Source organism: Pseudomonas sp. B21_DOA (assembly GCA_030544685.1).
Lineage (GTDB): Bacteria > Pseudomonadota > Gammaproteobacteria > Pseudomonadales > Pseudomonadaceae > Aquipseudomonas > Aquipseudomonas fluorescens_AO.
Genome location: CP086683.1, coordinates 320711 through 335507, shown reverse-complemented (window position 1 = coordinate 335507; position 14797 = coordinate 320711). Strand labels below are relative to the sequence as shown.

The window sequence follows — 14797 nt, the reverse complement described above, 5'->3', positions numbered from 1 at the left end:
CGTTTTTGTATCTGAAGCTTATGCCGGGTAGATGGCGCCGAGTACGCGCAGGCCGCGAGCACCGGTGACGCTTGGCCGGTTAGCAGCGATGCCTTCGAGGCAGCAATGAGCCAGCCAGGCGAAGGCCATGGCTTCTACCCAGTCCGGATCCACGCCGTGAGTTGCGGTGCTGGCGACCTTTGTGTCCGGCAGTAGATCCGCCAAGCGCTTCATCAACGTGGCGTTATGCGCGCCGCCGCCGCAGACCAGCAGTTCCATCGTGTCCGATTGAGCACTTTGTAGCGACTCGACGATGGTCAGCGCCGTCAATTCGAGCAGCGTGGCCTGAACGTCTTCGGCTGCGAAGGTTGGCAGGTTCGAAAGATGCTGTTCCAGCCATGGCAGATTGAAGACTTCCCGGCCGGTACTTTTCGGGCCTTTGGTCACGAAGAACGGGTCGCTTAGCAGTGCCGTGAGCAGGGCTGGTTCAACCTTGCCGGTCGCTGCCCATTTGCCGTCCCGGTCATAGTTTTCGCCGCGTTGCCGGTGAATCCAGGCGTCCATCAGAACATTCCCGGGCCGCAGTCGAAACCGGCTACAGGTTTGCTTGGCTCAATCAGGCTGAGATTGCTGAATCCGCCGACATTCAAGACTGCCTGGTTACCGCTACGCTCTTCAAACAACGCTTCGTGAAACGCTGGCACCAGAGGCGCACCTTGGCCTCCCGCCGCAACATCGCGGCTGCGGAAATCACTGACGACGGTAATACCGGTCAACTCAGTCAGCAGAGCTGGATTGCCGATCTGCACGGTAAACCCACGCGCCGGTTCATGGCGAATGGTCTGACCGTGGCTGCCGATGGCACGGATGGCATCGGGCTTGAGTTGTTGTTGCGCGAGGAGGGCGTGAATACCTGACGCGGCAAGTTCAACCCAGTGTTGCTGGGCAATCGCCGAGCGGGCGATCTCGTCGGCGCCGCTGGCGCACAAGCCAAGCAGCTCGGCGCGCAGGGATTCAGGCATTGGCAGGTAGTGGGTGGCGATCAGTTTGATCGCCGAGGTCTGCTCGATCAGGGCGATGTCCAGCCCGTCGAGACTCGTTCCGGACATCACACCGATATACAGGGCCATGACTTAGCGCTTGCTCGAAGCCAGCATCGTGGCCTTCTCTTGGTCCATGCGCGCCATCAGCGGCTGGCTTTGCGCAAGGAAGCGTGCGCGTTCGGACTTGGCGATCGGATCGGCCATCGGCAGCTTCTGGCCCAGCGGATCGACGTGAACGCCGTTGACCTGGAACTCATAGTGCAGATGCGGGCCGGTGGAGAGGCCGGTGGTACCGATGTAGCCAATGACTTGACCCTGCTTGACGGTGCCGCCGGTTTTCACGCCTTTGGCGAAGCCCTGCATATGGCCATAGAGCGTACGATAAGTGTTGCCGTGCTGAATGATTACGGTATTGCCATAACCACCACGACGGCCGGCCAGCAACACTTTGCCGTCGCCGGCAGCCTTGATCGGCGTGCCCCGTGGCGCTGCATAGTCGACGCCTTTGTGGGCGCGAATCTTGTTGAGAATCGGGTGTTTGCGGCCCATGGAGAATTTCGAGCTGATGCGGGCGAAGTCAACCGGCGTACGGATGAAGGCCTTGCGCATGCTGTTGCCGTCAGCCGTGTAGTAGCTGCTGTTGCCTTGTTTGTTGGTGTAGCGAACGGCGGTGTAGGTCTTGCCGCGGTTGGTAAAGCGCGCGGACAGGATCGGGCCGGTGCCGACCGCTTTGCCGTTGATGACTTTCTGCTCGTAGATCACATCGAATTCGTCGCCCTGACGAATGTCCTGGGCAAAGTCGACGTCGTAGCCGAAGACGCTGGCCATATCCATGGTCAGGCTGTGAGAAAGGCCGGCGCGCGCAGCCGACTGCGACAGTGAACTGTTGATCACGCCGTGAACGTACGCGGTGCGCACGGTTGGCTTGGCGGTAATGCGGTTGAAGGAATAGCCCTTGTCGTTCTTGGTCAGGGTGATGGTTTCAACGTCGCTGACCTTGCTGTGCAGGCTGGTCAACTGGCCTTCCGGATTCAGTTCGAATTCGAGTTTCTGACCACGCTTGAGCTGGCTGAACTGTTTGGCTTGCTTGTCGCTTGCCAGTACTTCGTGCACGGAGGCTGCTGGGAGACCGACCTTTTCAAACAGGGTAGACAGCGTATCGCCTTTGGAAACCACGACTTCACGGTGGCCGGGTTCTTTTGGTTTCTCAGCAGGCGCTACAGGTGCCGGCGCGGTTTCAGCGGTTTGCGCGGCGTTTTCGTCGCTGTTTTCGATTTGTGCGAACGGCGAAGCTACGGGCTCGTTTGTGGCTTGAGCCGCATCAGCAGCGTCTTGATCTTGTGTCAGTTGTTCAGCAGGACTTTCCAGTTCAAGACTCAGAGTCGTCTTTTTGGCTTCAACATCGCTGGAGGGAAATACCAGCAGCGCCAGGCTGAGAAGGGCGGCGATTCCACTTGCGGCGAGCAGGTGGGTCTTCGGGTAAAGCAGGGGCGCTTTAGACGGTTCAGTGGTCATAGGTAATTTTTGACTTTGAAATAGATGAATTGGAAAAGATGAATGACATGATGAAGATGAAATAACTGTATAAAATATAACCAAATCATCGCTGAAGCAAGTCTACAGACCTCGGGTCTGTGGATTGGTGTCCGTGCGCCGGGCAAAACTTGTAATTGGTGCGCGTTCTTGTATGGTTGGTTCCCTTTGAATCTGAGCCTTGCGGGTCTGTTATGAAGTCGGTTGAAGAGCAGCTAGCGCTGATTAAACGTGGTGCGGAAGAACTGTTGGTCGAGTCCGAGCTGGTCGAGAAGCTCAAGCGCGGCCAACCGCTGCGTATCAAGGCTGGTTTCGACCCTACCGCTCCGGACCTGCATCTGGGTCATACGGTGCTTATTAATAAGCTGCGTCAGTTTCAGGAGCTGGGGCATCAGGTGATCTTCCTTATAGGTGACTTCACCGGGATGATCGGTGATCCGAGTGGCAAGAGCGCCACGCGTCCGCCGCTGACACGTGAGCAGGTTCTCGAAAATGCCGAGACCTACAAGACTCAGGTTTTCAAGATTCTTGATCCGGCGAAAACCGAAGTTGCCTTCAACTCCACTTGGATGGACAAGATGGGGCCGGCGGATTTCATTCGTCTGACTTCGCAATACACCGTGGCCCGCATGCTTGAGCGCGATGACTTCGACAAGCGTTACACCACCAACCAGCCAATCGCTATTCACGAGTTTCTCTATCCGTTGGTTCAGGGTTATGACTCGGTCGCGCTGCGCGCGGATGTCGAGCTGGGCGGTACCGATCAGAAATTCAACCTGCTGATGGGGCGCGAGCTGCAGCGTGGTTATGGTCAGGAAGCTCAGTGCATTCTCACCATGCCATTGCTGGAAGGTCTGGATGGCGTGAAGAAGATGTCCAAATCGCTGGGCAACTACGTCGGTATCCAGGAGGCGCCGGGCGTCATGTACAGCAAGCTGGTTTCCATTCCGGATGCGCTGATGTGGCGTTACTTCGAGTTGCTCAGCTTCCGCTCGATGGATGAGATCAACTCATTCCGGGCTGACGTTGAGGCTGGCGCGAACCCGCGTGATATCAAGATCAAGCTGGCTGAAGAGATCGTTGCGCGTTTTCATGGTGAAGAGGCAGCGGCAAATGCTCACCGTGGCGCTGGCAACCGCATGAAAGATGGCGAGCTTCCAGATGACTTGCCTGAGGTTGAGCTGGCTTCGGCTGAAGACATGCCAATCGCTGCCGTCCTTAATAAGGCTGGCCTGGTGAAGAACTCGGCGGCGGCGCGTGATCTGTTGGCGGCGGGTGGGGTGCGCGTTGATGGTGAAGTGGTTGATCGCTCCTTTATATATGTACTGGGCGCGACTCACGTTTGCCAGGCCGGCAAGAAGGCTTTTGCACGCATCACACTGAAATCTGAATAAAGTTGGAATTAGGGGTTGACGGCGAATTTTAGAGGTCTATAATTCGCCCCACTTCCGGCGCAGTCGAAACGGAAAACTCCTTGAGATTCAAAGAGTTAAGCAGTTTTCGACAGTGGCTTGCTTCAGATCATCGAAGCCTGGAAGGAGTTGAAAGGGTGGTGATGTTTGGCTCTTTTAACGGTTCGATCTTCTCGGTCGAAAGCGGAGAAAAAGAGGTGTTGACAGCAGCGATTAACGCTGTAGAATTCGCCTCCCGCTAACGAGAGATCGGAAGCGCAAGTGGTTGAAGTTGTTGAAGAATTCTTCGAAAACTTCTGAAAATAATCACTTGACAGCAAATGAGGCTGCTGTAGAATGCGCGCCTCGGTTGAGACGAAAGATCTTAACCAACCGCTCTTTAACAACTGAATCAAGCAATTCGTGTGGGTGCTTGTGCAGTCAGACTGATAGTCAACAAGATTATCAGCATCACAAGTTACTCCGCGAGAAATCAAAGATGTAACCAATGATTGCTGAGCCAAGTTTAGGGTTTCTTAAAAACCCAAAGATGTTTGAACTGAAGAGTTTGATCATGGCTCAGATTGAACGCTGGCGGCAGGCCTAACACATGCAAGTCGAGCGGATGAAAGGAGCTTGCTCCTGGATTCAGCGGCGGACGGGTGAGTAATGCCTAGGAATCTGCCTGGTAGTGGGGGACAACGTTTCGAAAGGAACGCTAATACCGCATACGTCCTACGGGAGAAAGCAGGGGACCTTCGGGCCTTGCGCTATCAGATGAGCCTAGGTCGGATTAGCTAGTTGGTGAGGTAATGGCTCACCAAGGCGACGATCCGTAACTGGTCTGAGAGGATGATCAGTCACACTGGAACTGAGACACGGTCCAGACTCCTACGGGAGGCAGCAGTGGGGAATATTGGACAATGGGCGAAAGCCTGATCCAGCCATGCCGCGTGTGTGAAGAAGGTCTTCGGATTGTAAAGCACTTTAAGTTGGGAGGAAGGGTTGTAGATTAATACTCTGCAATTTTGACGTTACCGACAGAATAAGCACCGGCTAACTCTGTGCCAGCAGCCGCGGTAATACAGAGGGTGCAAGCGTTAATCGGAATTACTGGGCGTAAAGCGCGCGTAGGTGGTTTGTTAAGTTGGATGTGAAATCCCCGGGCTCAACCTGGGAACTGCATCCAAAACTGGCAAGCTAGAGTATGGTAGAGGGTGGTGGAATTTCCTGTGTAGCGGTGAAATGCGTAGATATAGGAAGGAACACCAGTGGCGAAGGCGACCACCTGGACTGATACTGACACTGAGGTGCGAAAGCGTGGGGAGCAAACAGGATTAGATACCCTGGTAGTCCACGCCGTAAACGATGTCAACTAGCCGTTGGGAGACTTGAGCTCTTAGTGGCGCAGCTAACGCATTAAGTTGACCGCCTGGGGAGTACGGCCGCAAGGTTAAAACTCAAATGAATTGACGGGGCCCGCACAAGCGGTGGAGCATGTGGTTTAATTCGAAGCAACGCGAAGAACCTTACCAGGCCTTGACATCCAATGAACTTTCCAGAGATGGATTGGTGCCTTCGGGAACATTGAGACAGGTGCTGCATGGCTGTCGTCAGCTCGTGTCGTGAGATGTTGGGTTAAGTCCCGTAACGAGCGCAACCCTTGTCCTTAGTTACCAGCACGTAATGGTGGGCACTCTAAGGAGACTGCCGGTGACAAACCGGAGGAAGGTGGGGATGACGTCAAGTCATCATGGCCCTTACGGCCTGGGCTACACACGTGCTACAATGGTCGGTACAAAGGGTTGCCAAGCCGCGAGGTGGAGCTAATCCCATAAAACCGATCGTAGTCCGGATCGCAGTCTGCAACTCGACTGCGTGAAGTCGGAATCGCTAGTAATCGCGAATCAGAATGTCGCGGTGAATACGTTCCCGGGCCTTGTACACACCGCCCGTCACACCATGGGAGTGGGTTGCACCAGAAGTAGCTAGTCTAACCTTCGGGAGGACGGTTACCACGGTGTGATTCATGACTGGGGTGAAGTCGTAACAAGGTAGCCGTAGGGGAACCTGCGGCTGGATCACCTCCTTAATCGACGACATCAGCTGCTGCATGAGCTCCCACACGAATTGCTTGATTCATTGAAGAAGACGATAGAAGCAGCCCGAAATTGGGTCTGTAGCTCAGTTGGTTAGAGCGCACCCCTGATAAGGGTGAGGTCGGCAGTTCGAATCTGCCCAGACCCACCAATTTTGTGTGGGAAACGCCTGTAGAAATACGGGGCCATAGCTCAGCTGGGAGAGCGCCTGCCTTGCACGCAGGAGGTCAGCGGTTCGATCCCGCTTGGCTCCACCACTACTGCTTCTGAAGTTTGAAAGCTTAGAAATGAGCATTCCACCGGTTCGGTGATGAATGTTGATTTCTAGTCTTTGACTAGATCGTTCTTTAAAAATTTGGGTATGTGATAGAAAGATAGACTGAACGTTACTTTCACTGGTAACGGATCAGGCTAAGGTAAAATTTGTGAGTTCTCTTAGTTGAGAAATTCGAATTTTCGGCGAATGTCGTCTTCACAGTATAACCAGATTGCTTGGGGTTATATGGTCAAGTGAAGAAGCGCATACGGTGGATGCCTTGGCAGTCAGAGGCGATGAAAGACGTGGTAGCCTGCGAAAAGCTTCGGGGAGTCGGCAAACAGACTTTGATCCGGAGATGTCTGAATGGGGGAACCCAGCCATCATAAGATGGTTATCTTGTACTGAATACATAGGTGCAAGAGGCGAACCAGGGGAACTGAAACATCTAAGTACCCTGAGGAAAAGAAATCAACCGAGATTCCCTTAGTAGTGGCGAGCGAACGGGGACTAGCCCTTAAGTGGCTTTGAGATTAGCGGAACGCTCTGGAAAGTGCGGCCATAGTGGGTGATAGCCCTGTACGCGAAAATCTCTTAGTCATGAAATCGAGTAGGACGGAGCACGAGAAACTTTGTCTGAATATGGGGGGACCATCCTCCAAGGCTAAATACTACTGACTGACCGATAGTGAACTAGTACCGTGAGGGAAAGGCGAAAAGAACCCCGGAGAGGGGAGTGAAATAGATCCTGAAACCGTATGCGTACAAGCAGTGGGAGCAGACTTTGTTCTGTGACTGCGTACCTTTTGTATAATGGGTCAGCGACTTATTTTCAGTGGCGAGCTTAACCGAATAGGGGAGGCGTAGCGAAAGCGAGTCTTAATAGGGCGTCTAGTCGCTGGGAATAGACCCGAAACCGGGCGATCTATCCATGGGCAGGTTGAAGGTTAGGTAACACTGACTGGAGGACCGAACCGACTACCGTTGAAAAGTTAGCGGATGACCTGTGGATCGGAGTGAAAGGCTAATCAAGCTCGGAGATAGCTGGTTCTCCTCGAAAGCTATTTAGGTAGCGCCTCATGTATCACTGTAGGGGTAGAGCACTGTTTCGGCTAGGGGGTCATCCCGACTTACCAAACCGATGCAAACTCCGAATACCTACAAGTGCCGAGCATGGGAGACACACGGCGGGTGCTAACGTCCGTCGTGAAAAGGGAAACAACCCAGACCGTCAGCTAAGGTCCCAAAGTTATGGTTAAGTGGGAAACGATGTGGGAAGGCTTAGACAGCTAGGAGGTTGGCTTAGAAGCAGCCACCCTTTAAAGAAAGCGTAATAGCTCACTAGTCGAGTCGGCCTGCGCGGAAGATGTAACGGGGCTCAAACCATACACCGAAGCTACGGGTATCATCTTCGGATGATGCGGTAGAGGAGCGTTCTGTAAGCCTGTGAAGGTGAGTTGAGAAGCTTGCTGGAGGTATCAGAAGTGCGAATGCTGACATGAGTAACGACAATGGGTGTGAAAAACACCCACGCCGAAAGACCAAGGTTTCCTGCGCAACGTTAATCGACGCAGGGTTAGTCGGTCCCTAAGGCGAGGCTGAAAAGCGTAGTCGATGGAAAACAGGTTAATATTCCTGTACTTCTGGTTATTGCGATGGAGGGACGGAGAAGGCTAGGCCAGCTTGGCGTTGGTTGTCCAAGTTTAAGGTGGTAGGCTGAGATCTTAGGTAAATCCGGGATCTTAAGGCCGAGAGCTGATGACGAGTTACCCTTTGGGTGACGAAGTGGTTGATGCCATGCTTCCAAGAAAAGCTTCTAAGCTTCAGGTAACCAGGAACCGTACCCCAAACCGACACAGGTGGTTGGGTAGAGAATACCAAGGCGCTTGAGAGAACTCGGGTGAAGGAACTAGGCAAAATGGCACCGTAACTTCGGGAGAAGGTGCGCCGGTGAGGGTGAAGGACTTGCTCCGTAAGCTCATGCCGGTCGAAGATACCAGGCCGCTGCGACTGTTTATTAAAAACACAGCACTCTGCAAACACGAAAGTGGACGTATAGGGTGTGACGCCTGCCCGGTGCCGGAAGGTTAATTGATGGGGTTAGCTAACGCGAAGCTCTTGATCGAAGCCCCGGTAAACGGCGGCCGTAACTATAACGGTCCTAAGGTAGCGAAATTCCTTGTCGGGTAAGTTCCGACCTGCACGAATGGCGTAACGATGGCGGCGCTGTCTCCACCCGAGACTCAGTGAAATTGAAATCGCTGTGAAGATGCAGTGTATCCGCGGCTAGACGGAAAGACCCCGTGAACCTTTACTATAGCTTTGCACTGGACTTTGAATTTGCTTGTGTAGGATAGGTGGGAGGCTTTGAAGCGTGGACGCCAGTTCGCGTGGAGCCATCCTTGAAATACCACCCTGGCAACTTTGAGGTTCTAACTCAGGTCCGTTATCCGGATCGAGGACAGTGTATGGTGGGTAGTTTGACTGGGGCGGTCTCCTCCTAAAGAGTAACGGAGGAGTACGAAGGTGCGCTCAGACCGGTCGGAAATCGGTCGTAGAGTATAAAGGCAAAAGCGCGCTTGACTGCGAGACAGACACGTCGAGCAGGTACGAAAGTAGGTCTTAGTGATCCGGTGGTTCTGTATGGAAGGGCCATCGCTCAACGGATAAAAGGTACTCCGGGGATAACAGGCTGATACCGCCCAAGAGTTCATATCGACGGCGGTGTTTGGCACCTCGATGTCGGCTCATCACATCCTGGGGCTGAAGCCGGTCCCAAGGGTATGGCTGTTCGCCATTTAAAGTGGTACGCGAGCTGGGTTTAGAACGTCGTGAGACAGTTCGGTCCCTATCTGCCGTGGACGTTTGAGATTTGAGAGGGGCTGCTCCTAGTACGAGAGGACCGGAGTGGACGAACCTCTGGTGTTCCGGTTGTCACGCCAGTGGCATTGCCGGGTAGCTATGTTCGGGAAAGATAACCGCTGAAAGCATCTAAGCGGGAAACTTGCCTCAAGATGAGATCTCACTGGAACCTTGAGTTCCCTGAAGGGCCGTCGAAGACTACGACGTTGATAGGTTGGGTGTGTAAGCGCTGTGAGGCGTTGAGCTAACCAATACTAATTGCCCGTGAGGCTTGACCATATAACACCCAAGCAATTTGCTGACCTGAGAAGGCACCAGATTGCGGTGTGTGAAGACGAAACGAACCGAAAGTTCGAAACGCACAAACACCAGCTGTCACATACCCAATTTGCTGAAGCGAGACCATCTGGTCACGAGTCAGTACCCGAATTTCTTGACGACCATAGAGCGTTGGAACCACCTGATCCCATCCCGAACTCAGCAGTGAAACGATGCATCGCCGATGGTAGTGTGGGGTTTCCCCATGTGAGAGTAGGTCATCGTCAAGATTAAATTCCGAAACCCCAATTGCGAAAGCAGTTGGGGTTTTGTTTTGCCTGCGAGAAATGTGTCCGCTTGATTTCTATGCAACGGCCCGGGGCATGGCTATTATGCGGACCTCATTGTGAGGCGATACCTGCATGCTGACGTTGGTGAATCTACTGAAGGATGGACGATTCCATTCCGGACAGGACTTGGGCGTTGCCTTGGGAATTAGCCGAAGTGCTGTATGGAAGCAGCTACAACAGCTTGAAGCTGAACTTGGCCTGTCGATCCATAAAGTTCGCGGTCGTGGATATCAATTGTCGACGCCTCTGACGCTCCTTGATCCTCTTGAAATAACCAAGAAGATGCCTCCATGGCCGGTGCGTGTGTTCGACTCTGTCGACTCGACAAATGCCGAAGCTCTGCGCTCCATCAATGACGGTGCCCCCGCGCCGTTTTTGCTGCTCGCGGAGCGACAATTGGCAGGCCGTGGTCGTCGAGGTCGTAAGTGGGTAAGCCCATTTGCGGAAAACCTTTATTACAGCCTTGTGCTCCGTATCGACGGCGGAATGCGCCAGCTTGAAGGGCTGAGCCTTGTTGTTGGCTTGGCCGTCATGCAGACCTTGCGAAGCTCGGGGGTGTCGAACGCCGGTTTGAAATGGCCCAATGATGTCTTGGTGGGAAACAAGAAGATTGCCGGGATCCTACTTGAGCTCGTCGGAGATCCGGCAGATGTCTGTCATGTTGTGCTGGGTGTAGGAATCAATGTGAATATGCAGGTTGCACAAGAGGTCGACCAGCAGTGGACTTCCATAAGGCTTGAGTCTGGGCAGGCCTGTGATCGCAACGCTTTGGTGGTTGAGCTTAGCAATCAGCTGAACACCTATATCCGTAGGCACCAAACCCATGGATTCGCTGGTTTGCAAGCAGAATGGGCGGAAAATCATTTGTGGCAGGGTCGCACTGTTTCATTGATTGCGGGTAACAGTCATATCGAAGGGGTTGTGCTCGGCATCGATAATCAGGGCGGGTTGCGCTTGATGGTAGGCGGTGTTGAACAAGTCTTTAGTGGCGGAGAGCTCAGCCTGAGGTTGCGTGATGATTCTTGAGCTTGACTGCGGCAACAGTTTTATAAAGTGGCGCGTGCTCAATGGCTTGGCGTGCGAAGTGGTCTCGGAAGGGTGGTAGATTCCGATCTGGCTTTGATTGAGAGCCTGCGCATCATAAATGCGCTGTCACTGCGCAACTGTCGTTTGGTCAGCGTTAGGACTGACGAAGAAACAGGCGCGTTAATCGATCTTATTGAGCGTGAATTCACGATACCTGTCGTATGTGCAAAATCCGCTCGTGAGATGTCCGGCGTTCGTAACGGCTACGAGGATTATGAGCGTCTAGGGCTTGATCGCTGGCTAGCGATGCTTGGGGGTTTTCACCTGGCTGCCGGCGATGCTTGCCTGATTCTCGACTTTGGTACAGCGGTCACTGCTGATTTTGTTGCGGCTGACGGTGAGCATCTCGGTGGGTTCATCTGTCCTGGTTTGCCTTTGATGCGAAACCAGCTGCGCACTCATACTCGTAAAATTCGCTACGGGGATCAGGCGGCGGAGCGCGCCCTCTCCAGTCATGTGCCGGGGCGGACTACCGCAGAAGCGGTGGAGCGCGGGTGTTCGTTGATGTTGAGGGGCTTCGTGCTCACTCAATTAGAGCTGGCTCAAGCATATTGGGGCGAAAACTACCTCGTTTTCATTACGGGAGGGGATGCTGATCTGGTTGGTGGCGTCGTGCCTGATGCTCGGGTTGTACCCGATCTTGTTTTCGTCGGCTTGGCCATGGCGTGTCCCTTGTCCTGAGGTTTATATGCGTTGGTTGTTCCTGCTCCTCGTAGTTCTCAACGGCTTCTATTATGTCTGGCATCAGCAGGAGGCGCCCTTGCGAGCCAAAGACGTAACGCCTCTGAACCTGTATCGCGGTTCGCAGCAGGATATTCGTTTGCTTAGTGAAACAGCCGGTGATGGGCGCAGGATGGAGGGTGCTGCGCGTCAGCAGTGTCTGTTCCTTGGTGGGTTTTCTGATGAGGATTCAATTGCCAAGTTGCAGCAGCGTCTGGGGACGATGAGGGTCAGTGTGCAATCCGTGCCGAAAGATGCTGCCGGAAGCGGTTACTGGCTGGCGGTTGCTCCGGACGGCCAGCGTTTGTTGGGCGATCAACAGTTGCAAAACCTTTCCAAGGAATTCAATGAGTTAAAACATAAAATAATGCTGTGTGAAGGGGTTGCACCCACTCAATAGTTTGCATAGAATGGCGCCCGCTCCACAGCGAACACCTTAAACGGAATTCGAAGTAGAGCGTGTCAACGCAGCTAACCTCAGGTTTTTAAATGAGAAAATGCTTGACAGGGGTTTGGTATGATATAGAATGCCGGCCTGATTAGGAGGGGTTCCCGAGCGGCCAAAGGGATCAGACTGTAAATCTGACGTCTACGACTTCGAAGGTTCGAATCCTTCTCCCTCCACCAGATTTAAGCGTGAGCTGCAGGCTCCGCGGGTATAGTTTAGTGGTAGAACCTCAGCCTTCCAAGCTGATGATGCGGGTTCGATTCCCGCTACCCGCTCCAAGTTTGCAGGTTGTGCAAAAGGGTTTTGCTCTTGTAGCTCAGTTGGTAGAGCACACCCTTGGTAAGGGTGAGGTCAGCGGTTCAAATCCGCTCAAGAGCTCCATATAACAAGGCAGATATGAAAATATCTGCCTTTGTTTTAATGGTTGATATTGTTTGTCTAATTTCTTCTGTAGAGGGTGATATCGATGGCTAAGGAAAAATTTGATCGTTCCCTGCCCCACGTCAACGTTGGGACCATTGGTCACGTTGACCACGGTAAAACCACTCTGACTGCTGCTCTGACTCGCGTCTGCTCCGAAGTTTTCGGTTCGGCCGTCGTTGAATTCGACAAGATCGACAGCGCACCAGAAGAAAAAGCTCGCGGTATCACCATCAACACCGCTCACGTTGAGTACAACTCGACTATTCGTCACTACGCTCACGTTGACTGCCCAGGTCACGCTGACTACGTGAAGAACATGATCACCGGTGCTGCTCAGATGGACGGCGCGATCCTGGTTTGCTCGGCCGCTGATGGTCCGATGCCGCAAACCCGTGAGCACATCCTGCTGTCCCGTCAGGTAGGCGTTCCGTACATCGTGGTTTTCCTGAACAAGGCTGACCTGGTAGACGACGCTGAGCTGCTGGAACTGGTTGAGATGGAAGTTCGTGACCTGCTGTCGACCTACGACTTCCCGGGCGACGACACTCCGATCATCATCGGTTCGGCTCGTATGGCGCTGGAAGGCAAAGACGACAACGAAATGGGCACCACTGCCGTTCGTAAACTGGTTGAAACTCTGGATACCTACATCCCAGAACCAGTTCGTATGATCGACAAGCCATTCCTGATGCCAATCGAAGACGTGTTCTCGATCTCGGGTCGCGGTACTGTTGTGACTGGTCGTATCGAGCGCGGTATCGTTCGCGTTCAGGACGCGCTGGAAATCGTTGGTCTGCGTGACACCACCACCACCACCTGCACCGGTGTTGAGATGTTCCGCAAACTGCTCGACGAAGGTCGTGCTGGCGAGAACTGCGGCGTTCTGCTGCGCGGTACCAAGCGTGACGACGTTGAGCGTGGCCAGGTTCTGGTCAAGCCAGGTTCGGTCAAGCCGCACACCAAGTTCACCGCAGAAGTTTACGTTCTGAGCAAGGAAGAAGGCGGTCGTCACACTCCGTTCTTCAAAGGCTACCGTCCACAGTTCTACTTCCGTACTACTGACGTGACTGGTAACTGCGAGCTGCCAGAAGGCGTTGAAATGGTAATGCCAGGTGACAACATTCAGATGACTGTTACCCTGATCAAAACCATCGCGATGGAAGACGGTCTGCGTTTCGCTATCCGTGAAGGCGGTCGTACCGTCGGCGCTGGCGTCGTAGCCAAAATCATCGAATAAGCGGTTGTAATGTATTTTTCGGGCCGGCATAATGGTCGGCCTGATTTTGTTTTAGGTCAGTAGCTCAATTGGCAGAGCGACGGTCTCCAAAACCGTAGGTTGGGGGTTCGATTCCCTCCTGACCTGCCAGATTCACTTGGTGTGTCTGGCTTTCTTTTCACAGGATCTTCATAGATGACTCCTAAAGCTGAAGCTCAAGGCTCTCGCTTCGATCTGCTCAAGTGGCTTGTAGTAGTCGCTTTGGTAGTTGTTGGCGTTGTTGGCAATCAGTATTACGCTGCTTCGCCGATCCTGTACCGTGTACTCGCTTTGCTTGCCATTGCTGCTGTAGCTGCCTTTGTAGGCCTGCAGACTGCGAAGGGCAAGTCTTTCTTTGTACTGGTTAAGGAAGCTCGCACCGAGATTCGTAAAGTCGTGTGGCCAACTCGCCAAGAAACCACGCAGACCACGCTGATTGTCGTGGCTGTTGTTCTGGTTATGGCGTTGCTGTTGTGGGGTCTTGATTCCCTGCTCGGCTGGCTTGTTTCCTTGATTGTCGGCTAAGGGTGTCCCGTGGCTAAGCGTTGGTATGTTGTGCATGCTTACTCGGGTTACGAGAAGCATGTGATGCGCTCGCTGATCGAGCGCGTAAAGCTGGCTGGCATGGAAGATGGCTTCGGCGAGATTCTGGTTCCCACTGAAGAAGTGGTTGAAATGCGTAACGGCCAGAAGCGCAAAAGCGAGCGCAAGTTCTTCCCGGGCTATGTGCTGGTCCAGATGGATATGAACGAGGGTACCTGGCACTTGGTCAAGGATACTCCTCGAGTGATGGGTTTCATCGGCGGTACCGCTGACAAGCCTGCGCCAATTACCGATAAAGAGGCAGAAGCGATTCTGCGTCGCGTTGCTGACGGTAGCGACAAGCCGAAGCCGAAGACGTTGTTCGAGCCAGGCGAGACGGTACGTGTCAATGACGGTCCATTCGCTGATTTCAATGGCGTTGTGGAAGAAGTTAACTACGAAAAGAGCCGGATCCAAGTGGCGGTGCTCATTTTCGGTCGCTCTACTCCGGTGGAGCTCGAGTTCAGTCAGGTCGAGAAGGTCTAACTGGACAAGCAATCCCAACCCCGCAG

At 53.5% G+C, this 14797-nt stretch carries 8 protein-coding genes, 6 tRNA genes, 3 rRNA genes and 2 pseudogenes; 17 read left to right on the top strand and 2 right to left on the bottom strand.

Annotated features, from left to right (window positions below; translation table 11 throughout):
* Positions 1-18 precede the first annotated feature (18 nt).
* Both LJU32_01660 and LJU32_01655 read right to left on the bottom strand, forming a co-directional pair.
* Positions 19-1109: pseudogene (locus LJU32_01660) on the bottom strand (anhydro-N-acetylmuramic acid kinase).
* Positions 1110-1112: 3 nt separating this feature from the next.
* Entirely contained in the window at positions 1113-2537 is a 1425-nt protein-coding gene (locus LJU32_01655; GenBank protein ID WKV89214.1) for a peptidoglycan DD-metalloendopeptidase family protein, read from the bottom strand.
* A gap of 212 nt (positions 2538-2749) precedes the next feature.
* Between LJU32_01655 and tyrS the strand changes: the two genes are divergently transcribed.
* The 17 genes and pseudogenes from tyrS (at position 2750) to nusG (ending at position 14771) form a co-directional block, all read left to right on the top strand.
* Complete coding sequence (tyrS, locus tag LJU32_01650; protein WKV89213.1) at positions 2750-3949, top strand: tyrosine--tRNA ligase; 1200 nt, start codon at positions 2750-2752, stop codon at positions 3947-3949.
* Between the two features lie 80 nt (positions 3950-4029).
* Positions 4030-4209, top strand: a complete 180-nt coding sequence (locus LJU32_01645) for a hypothetical protein (protein ID WKV89212.1) — start codon at positions 4030-4032, stop codon at positions 4207-4209.
* A 293-nt stretch (positions 4210-4502) separates the two neighbouring features.
* Positions 4503-6038: ribosomal RNA gene (locus LJU32_01640) — 16S ribosomal RNA — on the top strand.
* An 81-nt stretch (positions 6039-6119) separates the two neighbouring features.
* Positions 6120-6196 (top strand) — tRNA-Ile (locus LJU32_01635).
* Positions 6197-6226: 30 nt separating this feature from the next.
* Positions 6227-6302, top strand: a tRNA-Ala gene (locus tag LJU32_01630).
* 247 nt (positions 6303-6549) lie between these two features.
* Positions 6550-9442 (top strand): 23S ribosomal RNA (locus tag LJU32_01625).
* A gap of 153 nt (positions 9443-9595) precedes the next feature.
* Positions 9596-9711 (top strand): 5S ribosomal RNA (gene rrf / locus LJU32_01620).
* Together the 16S, 23S and 5S rRNA genes with 2 tRNA genes alongside form the textbook arrangement of a ribosomal RNA operon.
* 132 nt (positions 9712-9843) lie before the next feature.
* A complete protein-coding gene (birA, locus tag LJU32_01615; GenBank protein ID WKV89211.1) occupies positions 9844-10797 on the top strand; it encodes a bifunctional biotin--[acetyl-CoA-carboxylase] ligase/biotin operon repressor BirA in 954 nt (317 codons plus the stop codon).
* Positions 10787-11538 (top strand): annotated as a pseudogene (locus LJU32_01610) (pantothenate kinase). The gene birA and the pseudogene LJU32_01610 overlap by 11 nt, the downstream one beginning before the upstream one ends.
* A gap of 7 nt (positions 11539-11545) precedes the next feature.
* Positions 11546-11977 (top strand): hypothetical protein, encoded by a 432-nt coding sequence (locus LJU32_01605; GenBank protein WKV89210.1) that lies wholly within the window; start codon positions 11546-11548, stop codon positions 11975-11977.
* 142 nt (positions 11978-12119) lie between these two features.
* Positions 12120-12204 (top strand) — tRNA-Tyr (locus LJU32_01600).
* A gap of 25 nt (positions 12205-12229) precedes the next feature.
* A tRNA-Gly gene (locus LJU32_01595) sits at positions 12230-12303 on the top strand.
* A gap of 27 nt (positions 12304-12330) precedes the next feature.
* A tRNA-Thr gene (locus LJU32_01590) sits at positions 12331-12406 on the top strand.
* A gap of 85 nt (positions 12407-12491) precedes the next feature.
* Positions 12492-13685, top strand: coding sequence for an elongation factor Tu (tuf, locus tag LJU32_01585; GenBank protein WKV89209.1), 1194 nt, complete (start codon positions 12492-12494; stop codon positions 13683-13685).
* 53 nt (positions 13686-13738) lie between these two features.
* Positions 13739-13814, top strand: a tRNA-Trp gene (locus tag LJU32_01580).
* A gap of 45 nt (positions 13815-13859) precedes the next feature.
* Positions 13860-14228 (top strand): preprotein translocase subunit SecE, encoded by a 369-nt coding sequence (gene secE / locus LJU32_01575; GenBank protein ID WKV89208.1) that lies wholly within the window; start codon positions 13860-13862, stop codon positions 14226-14228.
* Positions 14229-14237: 9 nt separating this feature from the next.
* The gene (gene nusG, locus LJU32_01570; GenBank protein ID WKV89207.1) at positions 14238-14771 is read left to right on the top strand and encodes a transcription termination/antitermination protein NusG; all 534 of its coding nucleotides are present in this window, start codon (positions 14238-14240) and stop codon (positions 14769-14771) included.
* The last annotated feature ends 26 nt before the right edge of the window (positions 14772-14797 follow it).

Coding starts and splice junctions, on each gene's coding strand:
- LJU32_01655 (WKV89214.1), bottom strand. CDS start 2,537: ATGACCACTGAACCGTCTAAAGCGCCCCTGCTTTACCCGAAGACCCAC.
- tyrS (WKV89213.1), top strand. CDS start 2,750: ATGAAGTCGGTTGAAGAGCAGCTAGCGCTGATTAAACGTGGTGCGGAA.
- birA (WKV89211.1), top strand. CDS start 9,844: ATGCTGACGTTGGTGAATCTACTGAAGGATGGACGATTCCATTCCGGA.
- LJU32_01605 (WKV89210.1), top strand. CDS start 11,546: ATGCGTTGGTTGTTCCTGCTCCTCGTAGTTCTCAACGGCTTCTATTAT.
- tuf (WKV89209.1), top strand. CDS start 12,492: ATGGCTAAGGAAAAATTTGATCGTTCCCTGCCCCACGTCAACGTTGGG.
- secE (WKV89208.1), top strand. CDS start 13,860: ATGACTCCTAAAGCTGAAGCTCAAGGCTCTCGCTTCGATCTGCTCAAG.